The following is a 16,728-nucleotide window of genomic DNA, read 5'->3' on the forward strand; positions in this document are numbered from 1 at the left end:
GAAGGGCTGGGCTCTAGAGTGATACCACGCCAGCGGAGGGGCAGCATGATAACAGCCTATATTACCCACCCGGATCACCCCAGGCATTTCATGGGGCCGGGGCATCCTGAGTCGCCCAAGCGCCTGGATGCCATCCAGGCACGACTGAAGCTCACCGGCCTCCTGCAACAGACCATGCAGTGCGAGGCGACCGAGGCCAGTAACCAGCAACTGTATCGTGTGCATCCGGCACAACACCTGCGATACCTGGAAAACTGTAACCCGTGTGAGGGCGTTCAGTCCCTGGATGGCGACACCCTCATGACCCCGGATAGCCTGCGCATTGCGCGGCTGGCGGCCGGTGCCGCCATCAAGGGCGTCGACCGGGTATATCGACATCAGGCCGACAACGTCTTCTGCGCCATGCGTCCTCCGGGCCATCATGCCGAGGCATCCAAGGCCATGGGCTTCTGCTTCTTCAACAATGTGGCGGTCGCCGCCGCCCATGCGCGAAATGTCCACGCAGCGCAACGCGTGGCCATTCTGGATTTCGACGTGCACCAGGGCAACGGCACCATCGATATCTTCCAGAATGACCCGAGCGTGCTGGTCTGCAGCAGTTTTCAGTCCCCCTTCTACCCATGGCGCTACCTGGAAAGCACTGCCCCCAACATCATCAATACGCCCTTGCCGTCCGGCAGCGATGGCGCGGCATTCAGGCGCGCCATCGAGGCTGACTGGCTTCCCGCCCTGCATCATTTCCAGCCCGATTTGGTCTTGCTTTCGGCCGGCTTCGATGCTCACCGCGAAGACCCCCTGGGAGAACTGAACCTAACGCCGGACGACTTCTACTGGGTTACCCGTCTGGCCATGGAAGTGGCCGAGCGCTACGCGGACAAGCGCCTGGTCTCGGTGCTCGAGGGCGGCTACGCAGGTTCAGCACTGGGCCTCAGCGTGGAAGCTCACCTCAAGGCGCTGCTGGGACTGCCCCCTGGCTGAGCATGATGTCGCCGTGACCCAGGCCAGGGTCGCCGGGACTAGCCGGTGCCAGGTTCCGATATGCTAATCTACCGCATATTCGTTTCCTTGAGTGAACGCGCATGAACGGCAACCAAGACCAGGATGCGGCCCTGCGCATCGCCTCGGGTCGCAAGCCTTTCGTCGAGCCCCTGCGACTCGGCGAACGCCTCAGGGAAATCCGCCAGGCCAATGACTGGACGCTGAGCGACGTCAGCCAGCGAACCGGCCTGGCACGCTCGACCCTGTCGAAGATCGAAAATGGCCAGACATCGCCGACCTTCGCTGCCGTGCAGAAACTCATCGGCGGCCTGGGAATCGACCTGCCGCAGTTGCTTAGTCAGCCCCCCGGCAAGGCTCGAACCATGGGTCGACGAGACCTGACCCGCAGTGGGGCCGGCCAGTTGCATCCGACACCGACCTATGAGCATGAGCTACTCAGCTGCGAGATGGCCCAGAAGCGCATGATCCCCTTCAAGACGGTCGTCCGCGCGCGGCGTTTCGACGACTTCCAACAGTGGGTTCGCCATGACGGGGAAGAGTTTTTGATGATCCTGGAGGGAGAGGTTCACCTCTACTCAGAGTTCTACGAACCCGTGTTGCTGGTCAAGGGCGACAGCATCTACTTTGACAGTGACATGGGCCATGCACTCGTCTCGGTCAGCGCGGAAGATGCCATCGTGCTGTCGGTCTGCACCCCGCGTGCCGGACATTGATCTGTCTCAACAAGCCACATCGGAGGCTCTCCATGCAGCATATCGACGACGCGACGCGCACCGAAATGGAAGCAGCGGCATTTCGCCGCCTGTTGCGTCATCTCGACGACAACAAGGACGTGCAGAACATCGACCTGATGATACTGGCGGACTTCTGTCGCAACTGCCTTTCAAAATGGCTGATGGCCGAAGCCGAGGCGCGTGGTGAATCCCTGGATTATGAAGCGGCACGCGAGTATGTCTATGGCATGCCATATGCTGAGTGGAAGGCACGCTATCAGCCCGAGGCCACGCCGGAACAACTGGCTGCACTAGAAGCCCGGCAGGCCGCCAAACAGAATCGGGACTCCGATTGATGAGCGCCCCACTGATCCCTCTGCGCATCGCCGTACTGAGCATTTCCGATACTCGAACCGAGGCCGACGACAACAGCGGCCAGTGGCTGGTGGGAGCGCTCGAGAGCGCCGGCCATCAGCTCACGACCAAAACCATGGTTCGCGATGACATCTACTGGATACGGGCCCGCGTCGCCACCTGGATTGCCGACCCGGAGGTTCAGGTGATCGTAACCACCGGCGGCACCGGCTTCACGGCACGGGATTCAACGCCGGAGGCCATCGACCCCCTGCTCGACAGCCGCATTGAAGGCTTCGGAGAGCTATTTCGCCACCTCTCCTGGCAGGAAATCGGGAGCTCGACCGTGCAGAGCCGTTGCCTCGCCGGACTGGCCAATCAGACCCTGATCTTCTGCTTGCCCGGCTCCACAGGCGCCTGTCGGACAGCCTGGCATGGCATTCTGGCCGAGCAACTGGACAGCCGGCATCGCCCCTGCAACTTTGCCAACCTGGTCATTCCTCAGCGAGGTCATCATGGCTGACGCCAGCGCGCTGTGCTCCGTGGAAGATGCCCTGGCCGCCCTGCTTGCCGAAACGCCATTGATGCCGAGCGAGATGGTGAACTCCGAGGGCGCATTTCACCGGGTACTGGCCGAGAGTGTCACCGCACAACTGGATGTACCGCCCTTTGCCAACAGCGCCATGGATGGCTACGCCCTTTACCATGGTGACGCAGGGCGCGTCCTCCCGGTAAGCCAGCGAATTACCGCCGGGGCTCAACCGGACCGTCTGGCCTTGGACAGCTGCGCACGCATTTTCACCGGTGGACTGATGCCGGAAGGCGCCGACACGGTGGTCATGCAGGAAAAGGTCGAGGAAACACCCCAGGGTATTCGCTTTCCCCAGTCGATCCCGCGCTACAACAACGTGCGACCGCAAGGCAGCGATGTGCAGGCTGGAAGCCGTTTGCTGAGTGCCGGCACACGGCTGGACGCTGCTGCCCTGGGGCACCTGGCCGGCCAGGGCGTCACCAGGCTCCGGGTACGCCGCAGACCGCGCATTGCCCTGCTCTCCACCGGTGACGAAATCATCGAGCCGGGCCAGCCACTCCGCCCCGGGCAGATCTACAATACCAACCGCCCGATGCTCAGGGCATTGCTCGAAAGTTTTGGTGCCGAGGTATCCATCGTGGCCGCTGTCCCCGATCAGGCACAACGCACGCGGCAGTTGCTGGCCTCGTCAGCCGCTGATGCGGACCTGGTGGTGACCACGGGTGGCGTCAGCGTCGGCGAGGAAGATCACGTCAAGGCGGCCATCGAATCGCTGGGTCAACTGGATGTCTGGCGACTGGCAATGAAGCCCGGCAAGCCATTGGCGATCGGCCGAATCCCCGATGCGGCCGGGGGCAGCACCGTCCTGGTCGGACTGCCGGGCAATCCGGTGTCCAGCTTCGTGGGGGCCTGGCTGTTTCTACGTCCCCTGCTGGGGCACATGCTCGACTGTGCTGAGCTCAAGGAGCTCCCCTGCCTGCGTGCGAATGCAGACTTCACCACGAGCACCGGGCCAAGGCGGCACTACATGAGGGTCTCGCTGGCCTTTTCGTCTGAGGGCATAAAAGCCCACGCCTATCCGGATCAGAACTCCGGGGTCCTGTCGTCCTGTGTGGGAGCCGATGCACTGGCGGTCATTCCGCCGGACACCCGAATAGAGCCCGGTGATGCCGTAGAATGTCTCTGGCTGAGCGCAGGTTGATCAGAGGGAGGCGGAGACCGGCGGTATGCTGAGGACGTTGTCCAGATCACCCCGAAGGGTACGAAAACCCTCTGACAACGCCAGATAATCGCTGTGCAGCCAGGGAATCAGGGCCTCCAGATGGTTGGGGCCGCTCAGCCGACGGCCGAGGCCGGCGATGGCCCGACAGGTAAAGTCGAAATCGGCATACCCTCTCAGCCAGTCCTGACCGATCAGACAAGGCACCATGGGACTCAACCTGTTGGGCGCGCCCCACCCGCCAAGCAGACGGTAGCAGCGCTTCACCAGAGCATCTCGAGCCGCCACGTCCAGGCTGGCCGCCAGGAAATGATCCCACACCAGATCAAGCGCAATACCCGCATGACGCCGCTGCTGTGCAGGTGCTCTGTTACGGGCCTCACGGACGACAGAGTGGCGATCGACAAAGGCATCCACACGACGGTGGTGACGTATCCCGCGGGCCACGGGTGGCTGCCAGCTGGAGAGATCTACTCCCTTGACACCGTCGGCAATCAGGTTGCCATAGACAAACGCCTGGGAGCCCCCTCGCGCCAACCATGCATGGGCAAGAAAATTCATTGCGAAGCGTCAAGAAGAGACAACATCAAAAACCACCATGACACATTGCCAACCGGCATGAGTGACGCACGGGGCAAGCCGATGCTCATAGACAATTGGCGGGTTTCGGCAAGCCAGCGATACGAGCGACCACCTTGGCAGGACTTCCCGGGAAGAGGCGCATCAGATGAATGGAGCGGCCCTTTTCAGCACCCAGTTGCTTGCCGACGGCCTTGACCAGAGGACGCATGGCCGGGGCCATTTCGTATTGGCGATAAAAATCGCGCACCACCTCGATGACGGCCCAATGCTCTTCATCCAGCTGAATGGATGCCTCTTTGGCCAGTATCCGGGCAACATCGAGTGACCAATGCGTCCTGTCAACCAGATAACCCTCAGGGTCGACGGGGATAGATTGCCCATTGTTGAGCACAAGATAACGGTATATTTCTGTGGAGGCCATTAATACCAGCTCACGGTTTTAGCCGCTTCCTCGGTCAAATTCACGAAACCGTCGATGTCCACAATGGCAAAGCCTTCAGGCTGGCGCCCGAGCAGGCCACGCGACTCCAGATCCTCGCGCAGTACGTAGCGTCGACCTTCCAGCGCGGTGAAGAGCGCGGCCAGAGTGGGCATGGCACCAACGACACCATCCTCAATCAATAGCAGACAATCATCGTCCGCCATGGCCGACAGCACCTGTTCCAGGGTCCGACCGGCATCCGGGGCTTGATTGACGACATGCAGTATCATGATTCCCTCACCAATCACCAGAAACAGCGCCGCTCATCAAGGCCCACAAGTACTGGCGCAACCTGCAGGACACAAGCAGCAAGCATCTACCTTGAGTTTCGGAGAGCATGCTTAAAACGTCAGCACCAGATCATGATGTTTAATCAAGTCGGCCATTCCAGCCTCCTCGAGCCCCTGAGGAGCCAGGATCAAGTCTTCCTGGACCAAACCATAACGTTCCATGGCTCTTTGCTCGACAAAGAGTGCGTCAATGTCGTACATCTCCAGCATCTGCAGCGTAGGGTGTGTGCCCTTCTGCCCCAGGGCTCCCGCTTGCTGGCCGCTGAGCAGCGCCAGGACGCCCTCCCCCATGAACAGCAGAGAAACGTCTCTATCGAATGCAGCACCCACCAGGGCAATGTCCAGGCCTTCCCTCAGCCAGCTGCTGCCGTGCGGTGCATGACGCAACACCAGCAGAATATCTCCCTTGGTGGAACAACCGTTCTGTTCTTCGAGGTATGGCATCGCCGGACCTCTCTTCAGGTGCCGAAGGTTATCAGACGATCACAGCCCAACCCCAGGTCGACGAGCTGACCCAGACCGACCAGCTCGAAGGGAGGCTCGACACTATGCCCGGACTTGCCATGCCGGGCGGCTTCGCGCTCGTCCATCAGACCTCGCCGCAAGGCCGCTGCAATGCATACCTGGAGCGCGACATCATGCTCGGCACTGAGATTCATCCACCCATCCAGAAGCTGGGGCTCATCCTGGGGAGGAGCGGCCAATCGCGCGGCATTGCAAACCCCATCATGATAGAAGAATACACTATCCAGTTGGTGTCCCCGGGCCAGGACTGCGTGGGCAAACCGCAGGGCCGAGTGGCTCGCCTGATGGCTATAGGGTGCCGCCAGAACCAGGATGGCATAACGCATGAAGCACTCTCTCAACGGACTGGCCCCGCCGAGGCGGGGCCAGAATACCCGGATCGTTCGTCAGCCGGGGATCAGTCCTGACTCATGATCCCCAGTATGGAGAGCAGACTCACGAAAAGATTGTAGATGGAAACGTATAGGGTAATCGTGGCCAGGATGTAATTGGTTTCCCCGGCGCGGTGGATGATTTCACTGGTCTGGTAGAGGATAGCCGCGGAAGAGAACAGCACGAAGCCGGCGGACACCATCAACGACAGGCCCGGAATCTGCAGAAAGATACTCGCCAGCATGGCGAGAACCAGCACGATGGCACCGGCCAGCAAGAAGTTGCTGAGGAAGCTGAAGTCCTTGCGGGTTATCAGCGCGACCGCCGACAGGCCCAAAAAGGTAAGACCCGTCATGCCCAGTGCGGTCATGATCAACTGAGCACCGTTGGGAAGCGTCAGGTAGGCGCTGAGCAGCGGTCCCAGAGTGAAGCCCATGAAACCGGTGAAGGCGAAGGTCAACAAGAGCCCCAGCGCCGAATTGGCGGTCTTGTGCACCAGGAACATCAGTCCGTAAGCACCGATGAAGAAGACAAAGATGTTCATCTGCTGAACACCCATTGCCATGGCAGTGCCCGCCGTCACGGCGGAGAACAGCAATGTCAGTGACAACAGGCCATAGGTGTTGCGTAGCGTCTTGTTGGCACTAACGCTCTGTGTAGCTTGTTGTGTTACATGCGTATCTTGGTAAGCCATTGATCCAACACTCCTGTAAATTATGATCAGGGCAATGCCTACAGAATGCCCCCTAAGAATGGCAGACGCAAGCACCTCGCTGTTCCCGGCCCCGGGATCCGGCGTCCTCTACAGTGAGTATAGGTCAGGACGGCGCAAGGCGAATGCCACCCCGCTGGAATACGACGGTTGACTCTTCCGGAAATTTTGATAATATACATCGCCGTGAGCCGGAGGGATGGCAGAGCGGTTGAATGCACCGGTCTTGAAAACCGGCGAAGGTGAGAGCCTTCCCAGGGTTCGAATCCCTGTCCCTCCGCCACCTTTCTTCAAGGGAATCAGCTAATTAGCTGATTCCCTATTTGTTTGGGTCTCGCAACCCCCCTTCTCTATAACATCTCTGACAGCACACATTATAAAGAATCGGCTGACCCGGTGACCCGGTGCTTAAACGACTGAAGTTAAGCCAAAGTCTAAGGCAGGAGCCAGAGCCAGAGCGAAAAGCTTTGTCTTCGCAGGGGCACCAGTCAAATGGTACCTCTTGGACGCTGTTTTGCTCACAAGAAGGCCGCCTCGAAGAGCGTCCTATCTATCCAAGTATTCGACGACGTGAAACCCTACGCCTCCCGTCCTCGTATTTATGAGTACGCTTACCGCCTCTTCGTCTGATACGGCGGTAATGCAGATCACGAAACGGGAGGTACATCATGAATAATTCAATCAAGATTGCAGCGCTCACGGCCTCAATGACCATGCTTTCAGGCATGGCCATCGCCGACCATCATCGTGGCGATACGTCCCAGATGCACGCAAACGAAGGCGAATCCCTCGTTCAGGATGGCGGCGTACAATCCGACCACATTGCCGAACGAGCAGATAATGGCGGCACCCTCGATGACAAACCAATCATCCAGGATGGCGGGGTTCAGTCCAACTACAATGCTAAGCGGGAGACACACGGCGATTTGGATACCGACCCCATCGTCTTAGACGGTGGCGTACAATCAAATCATAACCCTGAGGTCAGCAACTGACACTACCGGACTGCCGCCGCAAAGCAGAGCAAATCAGCAAGTGATCCTACTCGCCCCTGCTCCTGACAGGGGCGAATGTTGCTCGATAGCAGAGCCGCACCCGGTTCGATTCCCCTGGCCTATCAGCAACCTACCCGGCCCGCTGTCTCACGAATCGCCGACTGTCTCAGGCTCTCGCCGTTGTCAGCACCGCTGCCGAAACCATGCTTCGGCAGCGGGTTTTCGGTCTGGCGCTGGACTACGAAGATCTCACCGCTCATCATGCCCCACGCTGTGATATCGCCCTACAGGCGGCGGTCGATACCGAGGTTGCGCTGGCCAGCCAATCGACGCTGTGCCGTTTCTAACAGCAAGCCAGTCGCTAATGGGCGGTAGCCCTTAAGAGGGAGGTCGTCTTCCGTGGCAACAGTGGCTTCTGTCGGCCGATGATCCTCAACTGGTGTGAGCGCCATAGCGTCGAATACATCGTCGGCCTAACCACCAGCAGCCGCCTCGAGAAGCTGTCATTCGATATTCGCTATGAATCAACCATCCGCTGGGAGGGCGAGCGGACCAAGCAGCGCCACTTCGGGCGCATCCACTATGCTGCTCACAGCTGGAAGCGCCCGAGGCGCAAGGTGGTGGTCAAGGCCGAAACCAGCCACCGGGGCTTCAACACCCGCTACGTGGTGACCAACCTTCATGGCAGTCCGCAGTGGCTCTACGATCATCGCTACTGCCCGTGCGGCGACATGGAGAACCGCATCAAGGAACAGCAGTGGTTGTTCTCGGATCGCACCAGCTGCCATGACGGGTGGCCCAACCAGTACCGGTTGCTGCTGGCCGGCCTGGCCTATCTGCTGCTGAAACGGCTGCGCCAGGTGTATCTGAAGCGCACCGCCTACGCCACGGCCCAGGTCACCACGCTGCGCTTGAAGTTTGTGAAGATCGGTGGCGTGGTGATCCGCAATACCCGTCTCGTCCGCCTGATGCTGAGCAGTCCTTCCCCCGATCAGAGCCTATTTCGTAAGCTCGCTAGCAAGCTGGTGCCGAGATGACCAGTGCGGTGCTGTCCGCGGCACGGCATAAATACTGTAGGTAGGGAGCAGTGGGCCTTATTGCCGGCGCATCGATCAAAAAATGACCAATCTTCGCTAAAACTGGCGCGACAAGCTGGCCTGGTCACTCAGCAGACCAACGTCGCAGCCCTGGTGCAATATCCGGGCTAACCAGCCAACGGGCCGCGCCACTTCATCACAAGCGCAATAGCCAAGAGCTACGCAACACCGGAATCTTCCAGGGGGTGGACAAAGCAGCTGACAAGCCACCACATCAAGATTAGGATGGACCCGAACTACCACTCAATCGAAAAGGGAATCACGATGGATATTATACGAATCATACTGGCCATCCTGTTGCCACCTGTGGGTGTTTTTCTACAGGTCGGTTTCGGGCTTCACTTCTGGGTCAACATTCTATTGACCATCATGGGCTACATTCCCGGTATCGTACATGCTGTCTGGATTATCGCCAGGCGCTAGTAGCTCTCCCACCACGGCCCTCTCAAGGGCCGTACTTTTTTGCTCCCCCACCCCTGTTCCGCCTCTGGCTTGCCGTTCGTTTCCAACCCGGGGGGGGGGAAAGTGGTCCCGTAGAATGACGCAGTATGGCAACACATTTACACACCAGGGCCTGGTGATTGATGAACTTCCCTAAACTGACATGGACAGTACGCAAGCAGGCCATCAGACTGGCGCCACCTGTCTGGCACTCAGCAACAGCAGGCAAAAAATACCACATTCGGAGGAATACATGGGTATCATTGCTTGGATCATTTTCGGCGTTATTGCCGGTGTCGTCGCCAAACTGATCATGCCCGGAAAGGACGGGGGCGGTTTCATCATGACCTGCCTTCTGGGTATTGTCGGCGCCGTTGTCGGCGGCTGGGTCAGCACTTTCCTCGGCTTCGGCAGTGTCGATGGGTTCAACCTGGGCAGCTTCGGGATTGCCATTGTCGGCGCACTTATCGTGCTGTTCATCTACAACAAGGTCGTCAAGTAACACCCGGGGCCGGCCATGGCCGGCCCTCAATACAACCGCAAGCCGACCTGGGTCACCTGATTGCCCTTCATTTCACTGACCACCCAGTGGATCCCGTGCCAATCGACATCATCACCCACCACAGGGTGACCGCCGACTCGTAATGAAATGAACTCCGCCAAGGTCATTTCGTGCTCCCCCGGGCTCAGGGTCAAACCATAAGCGTCTGCCAGATCTCCCATACGGACTTCACCCGAGAAAGTGAAAGCGCCAAAGAAGGCTTTTTCCCGCTTGAGGGTGGCATCCCCATTGAACAGACGGTTCAGGGCCGGCAGATCATCCGTTCGACCTATGACACACAGCACATCGTCACGGCACAGGCGTGTCGAACCCTTGGGATGCAGCATGACGCCATCCCGGAACAGGGAGGCGATCAGGGCTCCGGACGGAAAACGCAACAGTCGAATGGGCACATCTTCCAGGTCACTGTTTTCCACCACGTAGACGAACATTTCAAAATCGTTACTGGCTTGAATGCCCAGTGGGCCACGCCGATTGGGCGTGACCATGGGGGGGAGCAGCACCCTGGTGCGGCGCGCCACCCAGGATAGGCTCCCGCCCTGAATCAGCAGCGAAAGCAGCACCACCGCGAAGGCGATATTGAAATACAGCGATGCGTTCTCGACGCCACCCATCACCGGGAAGATGGCCAGAACGATTGGCACTGCCCCGCGCAACCCCACCCAGGCAATGAAGATTACATCCCCGCCAGCGAAAGCGAAAGAACGGTTTTATGGCAATCAGCACGGCAATCGGGCGTGCCACCAATATCAGTGCCAGGGCCACCAGAGCGGCCGGCAAGGCAACATCGAGAAGCTCGCTGGGATTGACCAGCAGTCCCAACACGAGGAAGAGTCCGATCTGACTCAGCCATGCGAAACCATCATGCACCGGGAGGATGAAATTGAGGTGTCGTCCCGGCCGATTCCCGATCATCAAGCCGGTCAGGTAAATGGCCAGAAAGCCACTACCGCCCAGCGCACTGGTCAGGCCGAATACGCAGAACCCCAGCGCCAGCGCCAGCAGCGAATAAAGGCCCGGCGCCAGATCCAGCCAGCTGAGCAGCCGGGCGCTCAACCAGCCAGCACCTACACCTATCAGGATGCCCAGACCGAACTGTTCGACAAAGAAGAGCGCGGTTTCCCAGCCCCCGCCGATGTCGCCGACCAGAATCTCCACCAGCATCAGCGTGAGGAAAATGGCCATGGGATCGTTGGTGCCCGACTCGATCTCCAGGGTCGCGCCGACCCGTTCATTGAGATTGATGCCCCGGCCTCCCAGCATGGAGAACACCGCCGCCGCATCGGTCGAGCCGACGATGGCACCGACCAGCAACCCCTGGACCAAGGTCAGGTCAAACACCAGCATCGCGATGCTACCGACAATGCCACTGGTCAGAAATACCCCCAGGGTCGCCAGACTCAATGCCGGTTTGAAGCCGACACGAAACGTCTTCAAGCGGGTCCGCAATCCGCCATCCAGAAGAATCATGGCAAGAGCGACATGCCCGATGGAAAAGGCCAGGGCGTAGTCATCGAACTCGACACCCAGCACGCCCTCTTCGCCTGCCAGCATTCCAAGACCGAGAAAGATCAACAACAAGGGCACACCGGCCAGACTCGAAAGTCGACTGGCAAGAATGCTCAGGGCGATCAAGAAACCGCTCAGCAAGAAAAGAGTATTGATCGAATTCATGCGTCATGAAGCCTGAATATTGGAATACTATTGTGTCATGATCGCCAGATTCTGGCGATGCGCTCCATACCGCTGGATGGGCTAGCCATCCAGCGCGCTCGACCGCTAGACTGACTCGGGCCTGGGACGGGCGGCACCATGGAGAAAGACCTTCACCGGATTGCCTTATCGCGGTTGCCCACAGCAGGCGACTCAAACTCTTATGTCACAGCGGGAGCCACTATCATGTTGTCACCTCGCCGCTCGTTTAAGGTGTCACGCAGCATTATGCTGGCCGGCACTCTGCTGGCTTCAACGCTGGCCGTCAGCCAGCAGGAGAGCGATGAGAACGCTGGCTTCGGCCCCTTGCAGAGCGACGTCATGGTGCCCGATCTGGCCTTCCCATCGCAGAGCTCTCCATCGGCGGGCAACGTAGAGGCCAGTGGTCCCGGCGTGGACACCCCCTCACGCGAGGTAGCGCCCGCTATTGCCCTGGGGCCTGCAGAGCCCATCGCGCCTCCACCTGTGGACCACTTGTCGGTCGCGCTGGACTGGTATCCTAGCCCACGGCACGCAGCCCTCTTCACCGCCCAGGCCCTAGGGCTGTTTCGACAGCATGGCCTGGAAGTCGACATCTCGACACCAGCCGACCCGGAAGTACCAACCAAACTGCTGGCGGACTCGCGAGTGGACCTGGCTCTGACGCGTCAGCCCCTCCTCCATCGACAGATCGATCAAGGCATGCCGCTTGTAAGAGTGGCCAGCCTAATCAGTGTTACTCTAACCGCGCTGGTCGTCAGTCAGGATAGCGGTATCGAGTCGTTGGCGGATCTCGAAGGCAAGCGGATTGGACATGCCAATGAAGATGGCGAGCAGATTCTACTACCGGCCATGCTTACCGACAGCGGTGTTGCCGTCGACGACCTGGATACCCCCAATGTCCACTACCGTATCGAAGAGGCCATCAAGGAAGGACGCGTCGATGGCGTCATCGGGGGTGTTCGTCATCTGCTGCCACGTGCTCTGGCCAACGATGGCACCGTGTCACGCAGCTTCTTCGTCGAGGAACATGGTGTGCCATTGCATGACGGCCTGATACTGGTGGCCAACAGGGATGACCTGCAGCACCAGCGACATGCCATCAAGGACTTTGTCGCCGCCCTCGAAAAGGCAACGGCGTGGCTTCTGGAGCACCCGGATGAGAGCTGGCCCCTACTGATCGACCAGGAACCAACTCTGGACACCTCCATCAACCGGGATGCCTGGCCAATCGTAAGGGCCCGTTTAACCCAGGCGCCGAGTGCCTTGAGCCAGGGACGCTACCAGCGCTTCGAACGCTTTATGCAGGAAATCGGCATCGCAGATGACCTGCATGCTGTATCACGGCTCGCTGTCGATATCAGTGCACCGATTCGTGACCAATAGACCTAGCGCTGTTCCAGGAAACCACTACTTAATCATCGCGCTCGAGAGCTTGGCCCGTCAGATGATTCAGCGCTTCCCCAGAATGCGCGCGAGAAAGTCATTGACCGACGCCTGGAAGGCATCCGGACATTCAGCATGTAACCAATGCCCGGCGTCCAGACTCACCAGCTCGGCCTCCGGGAGGATGGTGTAAAGCGCCGGCAGCCTCTCATCGGCGACATATTGCGACCGTGTACCGCGCAGCACGAGCGTAGGGCCATTGAAGGCTCCCTGGCCGGCCGGCTCGGCCATGATGGCGCCGTAGCCAGCTTCTATCTCGTCAAGGCCGACTCGCAACGAAAGCCCACCCGCGTCATTACGCACCAGGTTGGTGGCCAGGAACATCCGAATCGCGGGCTCTTCGACATGCTCGGCGAGCAGGGCATCGGCCTCGTTTCGGTTTCCGGGCATGCCGCTCTGCACACGCCTCAGACCGGCCAGAATGCTGGCGTGGTCATGACCATAGGCACAAGGTGCAATGTCGGCGACCAACAACGAGACCACTCGCTGCGGCGCCAGGCGCGCCACGCTCATGACAACCTTGCCGCCCATCGAGTGGCCCAACAAGTGCGCCCGCTCGATGCCGAGACGATCCAGCAGAGCCATGACATCTTCGGCCATGGCAGTATAAGTCATGCCGTCGACGTGCGGCGAACGTCCATGATTACGCAAGTCAACGGCCAGCACTCGAAAGCGCTCGCGCCATTGCTTGATATGCGAGCGCCAGTTATCGGCGCTGCCCAACAGACCGTGCAGCACAACCAGGGGGGCACCTTCGCCACCGGTATCCGTGTAATGCAGCGAGACCGCCATCGACTACCTCCTTGCTTGTCCAGAAACGCCTCAGGGACGTACTCCTGCCTGTTCCGGCAGCTTGTCATCACGCCCGGTGACGCCGACCAGCCAGCGTGACAGGCCGCTCAGCAGGACACCATAGAGGGGAAGGAAGAATACCAGACTGATCCCCAGCTTGATCACATAGTCCACCCAGGCAATCTCCGGCCAGTTAGCCGCCATGAACGGATCCGGGCTGTGATGAAAGGCAATGGAAAAAAAGGCAAAGGTGTCGGCGAAATTGCCCAGCAGAGTGGACATCGCCGGAGCCACCCACCAGGCGCGCAAGCGCCGCAGCCTGTCGAACACGGTGATGTCCAGCAGCTGGCCGACGACATAGGCCATGAAGCTGGCCAGCGCGATCCTGCCGACGAAGAGGTTCCACTCACTCAACGCGCCCAGTCCGGCAAAACCTCCCTTGGGAAACATGACCGAGACCACATAAGAGATCACCAGGGCCGGAAACATCACGCGCAGCACGATGGCACGCGCCTGTTCCTTGCCGAAAAGGCGAACCGTGAGGTCGGTCGTCAGAAAAATGAAGGGGAAACTGAACGCGCCCCAGGTGGTATGCCAGCCAAACAGGCTGAACGGCAGTTGAACCAGATAGTTACTGGCGGCAATGACCAGAATGTGCAGGCTTACCAGTAACAACAGGCAACGACGCGCCTGCGTAGAGGAGAGAATAAACATGGTTGCGTCAATCTTTTTGGAAGAGGGGTGAGGGAACCCTGTGGGATATGAGCATGCAGCTATCAAGAATGAACATTATACGCATCTGACACAGCCGGGCCAGACCCGAACCTGGCCGGGGACACCCGCCATCGGCAAGCACGGCACTCGTTCCATCGCAACATGACCATACGGCCAGATAATAATCATTTACTCATCAATACATTAGGCCTGCGTGTATTCGCTAGTCCTTAAAGAATGAGCTATGGTGGATTTTGTCTCTATGATGGACCAAGGCAAAGGCAAGTCATCCGGATTGCCGGCAGTCGCACACCAACCCGGTAGCCAGCGAGGGAAGCCGCGGTATTGGACACTCTAGGATGGAACTGACAATGACCAGCAATCAGCGCCAGGCAAAACACCCACTGCTAAAAAAAGGGGATGCGAAAGTCGGCCAGGTCAGCGCGCTGCTTAAGGCAATGGCCAATGACAACCGATTACGCATTCTGTGCTTGCTGGCGGAGGGGGAACTCTCGGTATCCGAGCTGAATCAGCAGCTCGTGCTCAGCCAGTCTGCATTGTCTCAGCATCTGGCTATATTGCGTCGGGCGCAACTCGTCACCACCCGACGCGATTCCCAGACCATTTACTACTCCCTCGAGGGGGATTGCGCGAAGACACTGATCACAACGCTCGACCACTTGACCGACCGATAAGCGGGCGGTCGATCATCGAGGCTCTTCTCAGCGCCTCTGCCAGCGTGAGGCATCGAGCACCTCCAATCCTTTCAAGGCGGCGCGTTCGATGCCCTCGCTGACCGAGAGTCCTAGACGCTGCAACATGCCCTGATGTGGCTGGAGGCTGAGGGTAATCACGCGAGCCTCGTTCATGCGGCTTGCCAGATACGCCGAGCTGGTGCCGACTTCATCCGCCAGCCTCATATCCTTCGCTTGCCGGCCATACCAGGTCTCGCCGGTGGCCACGGCCTCGATGTCGAGCCCGGGGCGTCGTTCGATGACATGTTGCTTAAATAACTGGTGAACCGTGTCCAGGTCATCCAGGAACTTGTCGCGACCTTCCTCGGTATTCTCGCCAAACACTGTCAGGGTGCGTTTGTACTGGCCGGCGGTGAGCACATCGACATCGATGTCATGGCGCTTCAGCAGGCGGTGCACATTGGGCAGCTGGGCGACCACACCAATCGAGCCGAGAACCGCGAAAGGCGAAGCATGCAGGCGATCGGCACAGCAGGCCATCATGTACCCCCCGCTTGCGGCCACCTTGTCGACACAGACCGTGGTCGACAACCCGGCCTGCTTCAGCCGATCCATCTCTGCCGCGGCATGACCATAGGCGTGAACGAGGCCCCCGGCGGACTCTAGTCGCACTACTACCTCGTCGCCCTCGCCGGCTGCATCCAGCACAGCGGAAATTTCATCCGACAGCCGACTCGTGCCGCTGGCCTTCAAGTCACCGTAAAAATCCAGTACCCAGACCGTACTTCGCGAGGTCGGATGTTTTTTTCGCGCCTTGACATCGCGTTTGAGACGTCTGGCCAGCGCCTTGCGCTGGCCGCCATCGGTAGCCGCCAGCTGGAGACGTTGCTGGCGCCGCAGTCGCTTGCTGTTGAGCTCCTCAAGCTTGAGACGCGACCTGTCTTCTTCACCACCGCCTCGCGCCCTGGCGATCAATGCCACCAAGGCCGCGAGGCTGATCACGACGATCAAGCACTGCCCCGCGAAGAGGCCAAGTTCACCTAACCATTCCATCACGATCGATCTCCTGCTTTGTATCGGGTTGTACCTCAAAGAAGCCCCGGCGAGACAGTAAATACGGGTGTCCCGGCCACGGTGGCTTGATCGAGGCGGGTGTTCTCAATAGGCTGGCGGCAATATTAACGACACACAGGTCTTCCAACGATGTCCACATTCGACAAGCTCCATGATCGCTTCGACCCCCAGGCCGCCGAGGGCATGCATGAGGTCTTCCAGTTCCACTTCACGGATGCTCAGGCCCATTACCTGGCAGTCGAGGATGGCCAGCTGGACATTGTCGAAGGTGAACATGATGATCCCTCCGTTAGCCTGAATCTCAGCACTGACACCCTGAAAGGCATAATGTCAGGGGATATCAATGGCATGACGGCTTACATGAGCGGCAAGCTGAAAGCCAGTGGCAACATCATGCTGGCCACCCGTCTGACGAGTCTCTTTCCATCGCGCTGAGCGGCG

The 16,728-nt window shown here is 59.3% G+C and carries 21 protein-coding genes, 1 tRNA gene and 2 pseudogenes; 14 read left to right on the top strand and 10 right to left on the bottom strand.

Annotated features, from left to right (window positions below; all coding sequences use genetic code 11):
• Positions 1-45: 45 nt before the first annotated feature.
• From QWY74_RS11800 to QWY74_RS11820, 5 genes are all read left to right on the top strand, one after another.
• Positions 46-978, top strand: coding sequence for a histone deacetylase family protein (locus tag QWY74_RS11800; RefSeq protein ID WP_264825845.1), 933 nt, complete (start codon positions 46-48; stop codon positions 976-978).
• 101 nt (positions 979-1,079) lie between these two features.
• A complete protein-coding gene (locus QWY74_RS11805; RefSeq protein WP_264825846.1) occupies positions 1,080-1,712 on the top strand; it encodes a helix-turn-helix domain-containing protein in 633 nt (210 codons plus the stop codon).
• Positions 1,713-1,744: 32 nt separating this feature from the next.
• A complete protein-coding gene (locus QWY74_RS11810; RefSeq protein ID WP_264825848.1) occupies positions 1,745-2,068 on the top strand; it encodes a DUF1244 domain-containing protein in 324 nt (107 codons plus the stop codon).
• Positions 2,068-2,589, top strand: coding sequence for a molybdenum cofactor biosynthesis protein B (moaB, locus tag QWY74_RS11815; RefSeq protein WP_264825849.1), 522 nt, complete (start codon positions 2,068-2,070; stop codon positions 2,587-2,589). Before QWY74_RS11810 ends, moaB begins: the two co-directional genes overlap by 1 nt.
• Positions 2,582-3,799, top strand: a complete 1,218-nt coding sequence (locus tag QWY74_RS11820; RefSeq protein WP_264825850.1) for a molybdopterin molybdotransferase MoeA — start codon at positions 2,582-2,584, stop codon at positions 3,797-3,799. The genes moaB and QWY74_RS11820 overlap by 8 nt, the downstream gene beginning before the upstream one ends.
• Here the strand turns inward: QWY74_RS11820 and QWY74_RS11825 are convergent, their stop codons facing one another.
• From QWY74_RS11825 to QWY74_RS11850, 6 genes are all read right to left on the bottom strand, one after another.
• Entirely contained in the window at positions 3,800-4,378 is a 579-nt protein-coding gene (locus tag QWY74_RS11825; RefSeq protein ID WP_264825852.1) for an acyl carrier protein phosphodiesterase, read from the bottom strand.
• 85 nt (positions 4,379-4,463) lie between these two features.
• Positions 4,464-4,820 carry a TusE/DsrC/DsvC family sulfur relay protein gene (locus QWY74_RS11830; RefSeq protein WP_264825853.1) on the bottom strand — a complete coding sequence of 119 codons (357 nt, stop codon included), beginning with the start codon at positions 4,818-4,820 and terminating at the stop codon, positions 4,464-4,466.
• Positions 4,820-5,110, bottom strand: a complete 291-nt coding sequence (tusB, locus tag QWY74_RS11835) for a sulfurtransferase complex subunit TusB (protein ID WP_264825854.1) — start codon at positions 5,108-5,110, stop codon at positions 4,820-4,822. Before tusB ends, QWY74_RS11830 begins: the two co-directional genes overlap by 1 nt.
• Before the next feature lie 111 nt (positions 5,111-5,221).
• Positions 5,222-5,614, bottom strand: a complete 393-nt coding sequence (tusC, locus tag QWY74_RS11840; RefSeq protein ID WP_264825855.1) for a sulfurtransferase complex subunit TusC — start codon at positions 5,612-5,614, stop codon at positions 5,222-5,224.
• Between the two features lie 14 nt (positions 5,615-5,628).
• On the bottom strand, positions 5,629-6,021 hold the full coding sequence (gene tusD, locus QWY74_RS11845) for a sulfurtransferase complex subunit TusD (protein ID WP_264825856.1): 393 nt from the start codon (positions 6,019-6,021) through the stop codon (positions 5,629-5,631).
• Between the two features lie 71 nt (positions 6,022-6,092).
• Positions 6,093-6,761 (bottom strand): Bax inhibitor-1/YccA family protein, encoded by a 669-nt coding sequence (locus QWY74_RS11850; protein ID WP_264825857.1) that lies wholly within the window; start codon positions 6,759-6,761, stop codon positions 6,093-6,095.
• A 211-nt stretch (positions 6,762-6,972) separates the two neighbouring features.
• Here QWY74_RS11850 and QWY74_RS11855 point away from each other — a divergent pair.
• The 6 genes and pseudogenes from QWY74_RS11855 (at position 6,973) to QWY74_RS11875 (ending at position 9,814) form a co-directional block, all read left to right on the top strand.
• Positions 6,973-7,062 (top strand) — tRNA-Ser (locus QWY74_RS11855).
• A gap of 385 nt (positions 7,063-7,447) precedes the next feature.
• On the top strand, positions 7,448-7,774 hold the full coding sequence (locus QWY74_RS11860; RefSeq protein WP_264825869.1) for a hypothetical protein: 327 nt from the start codon (positions 7,448-7,450) through the stop codon (positions 7,772-7,774).
• Between the two features lie 161 nt (positions 7,775-7,935).
• A complete protein-coding gene (locus QWY74_RS13060; protein WP_264825917.1) occupies positions 7,936-8,121 on the top strand; it encodes a transposase in 186 nt (61 codons plus the stop codon).
• Positions 8,122-8,166: 45 nt separating this feature from the next.
• Positions 8,167-8,811 (top strand): annotated as a pseudogene (locus tag QWY74_RS11865) (transposase); the annotation flags it as partial.
• A gap of 324 nt (positions 8,812-9,135) precedes the next feature.
• The gene (locus QWY74_RS11870) at positions 9,136-9,294 is read left to right on the top strand and encodes a YqaE/Pmp3 family membrane protein (RefSeq protein WP_264825870.1); all 159 of its coding nucleotides are present in this window, start codon (positions 9,136-9,138) and stop codon (positions 9,292-9,294) included.
• Positions 9,295-9,565: 271 nt separating this feature from the next.
• Positions 9,566-9,814 (top strand): GlsB/YeaQ/YmgE family stress response membrane protein, encoded by a 249-nt coding sequence (locus QWY74_RS11875; protein WP_264825872.1) that lies wholly within the window; start codon positions 9,566-9,568, stop codon positions 9,812-9,814.
• A gap of 26 nt (positions 9,815-9,840) precedes the next feature.
• On the opposite strand, the pseudogene QWY74_RS11880 reads toward QWY74_RS11875, so the two are convergent.
• Positions 9,841-11,548, bottom strand: a pseudogene (locus QWY74_RS11880) (potassium/proton antiporter).
• Between the two features lie 225 nt (positions 11,549-11,773).
• Here QWY74_RS11880 and QWY74_RS11885 point away from each other — a divergent pair.
• The gene (locus QWY74_RS11885) at positions 11,774-12,952 is read left to right on the top strand and encodes an ABC transporter substrate-binding protein (protein ID WP_264825875.1); all 1,179 of its coding nucleotides are present in this window, start codon (positions 11,774-11,776) and stop codon (positions 12,950-12,952) included.
• Positions 12,953-13,018: 66 nt separating this feature from the next.
• Here the strand turns inward: QWY74_RS11885 and QWY74_RS11890 are convergent, their stop codons facing one another.
• Both QWY74_RS11890 and QWY74_RS11895 read right to left on the bottom strand, forming a co-directional pair.
• Positions 13,019-13,804: an alpha/beta fold hydrolase gene (locus QWY74_RS11890; protein WP_290314382.1), complete on the bottom strand. Its 786-nt coding sequence runs from the start codon at positions 13,802-13,804 to the stop codon at positions 13,019-13,021.
• A 30-nt stretch (positions 13,805-13,834) separates the two neighbouring features.
• Positions 13,835-14,518, bottom strand: a complete 684-nt coding sequence (locus QWY74_RS11895) for a 7-cyano-7-deazaguanine/7-aminomethyl-7-deazaguanine transporter (protein ID WP_264825877.1) — start codon at positions 14,516-14,518, stop codon at positions 13,835-13,837.
• A gap of 359 nt (positions 14,519-14,877) precedes the next feature.
• On the opposite strand from QWY74_RS11895, the gene QWY74_RS11900 reads away from it, so the two are divergent.
• Positions 14,878-15,213, top strand: a complete 336-nt coding sequence (locus QWY74_RS11900) for an ArsR/SmtB family transcription factor (RefSeq protein WP_290314383.1) — start codon at positions 14,878-14,880, stop codon at positions 15,211-15,213.
• A 27-nt stretch (positions 15,214-15,240) separates the two neighbouring features.
• Here QWY74_RS11900 and sohB read toward each other — a convergent pair whose 3' ends face one another.
• Complete coding sequence (sohB, locus tag QWY74_RS11905) at positions 15,241-16,269, bottom strand: protease SohB (protein WP_264825879.1); 1,029 nt, start codon at positions 16,267-16,269, stop codon at positions 15,241-15,243.
• A gap of 147 nt (positions 16,270-16,416) precedes the next feature.
• On the opposite strand from sohB, the gene QWY74_RS11910 reads away from it, so the two are divergent.
• Entirely contained in the window at positions 16,417-16,722 is a 306-nt protein-coding gene (locus QWY74_RS11910) for an SCP2 sterol-binding domain-containing protein (RefSeq protein ID WP_264825880.1), read from the top strand.
• Positions 16,723-16,728 lie beyond the last annotated feature (6 nt).

Source organism: Halomonas almeriensis (genome assembly GCF_030409235.1).
In the GTDB taxonomy this organism is placed as follows: Bacteria; Pseudomonadota; Gammaproteobacteria; order Pseudomonadales; family Halomonadaceae; genus Halomonas; species Halomonas almeriensis.

Bases quoted from the DNA above. Each gene is read 5' to 3' on its own strand.
- QWY74_RS11875 (WP_264825872.1), top strand. From the start codon at position 9,566: ATGGGTATCATTGCTTGGATCATTTTCGGCGTTATTGCCGGTGTCGTC.
- QWY74_RS11805 (WP_264825846.1), top strand. From the start codon at position 1,080: ATGAACGGCAACCAAGACCAGGATGCGGCCCTGCGCATCGCCTCGGGT.
- QWY74_RS11825 (WP_264825852.1), bottom strand. From the start codon at position 4,378: ATGAATTTTCTTGCCCATGCATGGTTGGCGCGAGGGGGCTCCCAGGCG.
- QWY74_RS11870 (WP_264825870.1), top strand. From the start codon at position 9,136: ATGGATATTATACGAATCATACTGGCCATCCTGTTGCCACCTGTGGGT.
- QWY74_RS11895 (WP_264825877.1), bottom strand. From the start codon at position 14,518: ATGTTTATTCTCTCCTCTACGCAGGCGCGTCGTTGCCTGTTGTTACTG.
- tusC (WP_264825855.1), bottom strand. From the start codon at position 5,614: ATGCCATACCTCGAAGAACAGAACGGTTGTTCCACCAAGGGAGATATT.
- tusB (WP_264825854.1), bottom strand. From the start codon at position 5,110: ATGATACTGCATGTCGTCAATCAAGCCCCGGATGCCGGTCGGACCCTG.
- QWY74_RS11810 (WP_264825848.1), top strand. From the start codon at position 1,745: ATGCAGCATATCGACGACGCGACGCGCACCGAAATGGAAGCAGCGGCA.
- tusD (WP_264825856.1), bottom strand. From the start codon at position 6,021: ATGCGTTATGCCATCCTGGTTCTGGCGGCACCCTATAGCCATCAGGCG.
- QWY74_RS11910 (WP_264825880.1), top strand. From the start codon at position 16,417: ATGTCCACATTCGACAAGCTCCATGATCGCTTCGACCCCCAGGCCGCC.
- QWY74_RS11885 (WP_264825875.1), top strand. From the start codon at position 11,774: ATGTTGTCACCTCGCCGCTCGTTTAAGGTGTCACGCAGCATTATGCTG.
- QWY74_RS11800 (WP_264825845.1), top strand. From the start codon at position 46: ATGATAACAGCCTATATTACCCACCCGGATCACCCCAGGCATTTCATG.
- QWY74_RS11860 (WP_264825869.1), top strand. From the start codon at position 7,448: ATGAATAATTCAATCAAGATTGCAGCGCTCACGGCCTCAATGACCATG.
- QWY74_RS11830 (WP_264825853.1), bottom strand. From the start codon at position 4,820: ATGGCCTCCACAGAAATATACCGTTATCTTGTGCTCAACAATGGGCAA.
- QWY74_RS11900 (WP_290314383.1), top strand. From the start codon at position 14,878: ATGGAACTGACAATGACCAGCAATCAGCGCCAGGCAAAACACCCACTG.
- moaB (WP_264825849.1), top strand. From the start codon at position 2,068: ATGAGCGCCCCACTGATCCCTCTGCGCATCGCCGTACTGAGCATTTCC.
- QWY74_RS11850 (WP_264825857.1), bottom strand. From the start codon at position 6,761: ATGGCTTACCAAGATACGCATGTAACACAACAAGCTACACAGAGCGTT.
- QWY74_RS11820 (WP_264825850.1), top strand. From the start codon at position 2,582: ATGGCTGACGCCAGCGCGCTGTGCTCCGTGGAAGATGCCCTGGCCGCC.
- QWY74_RS11890 (WP_290314382.1), bottom strand. From the start codon at position 13,804: ATGGCGGTCTCGCTGCATTACACGGATACCGGTGGCGAAGGTGCCCCC.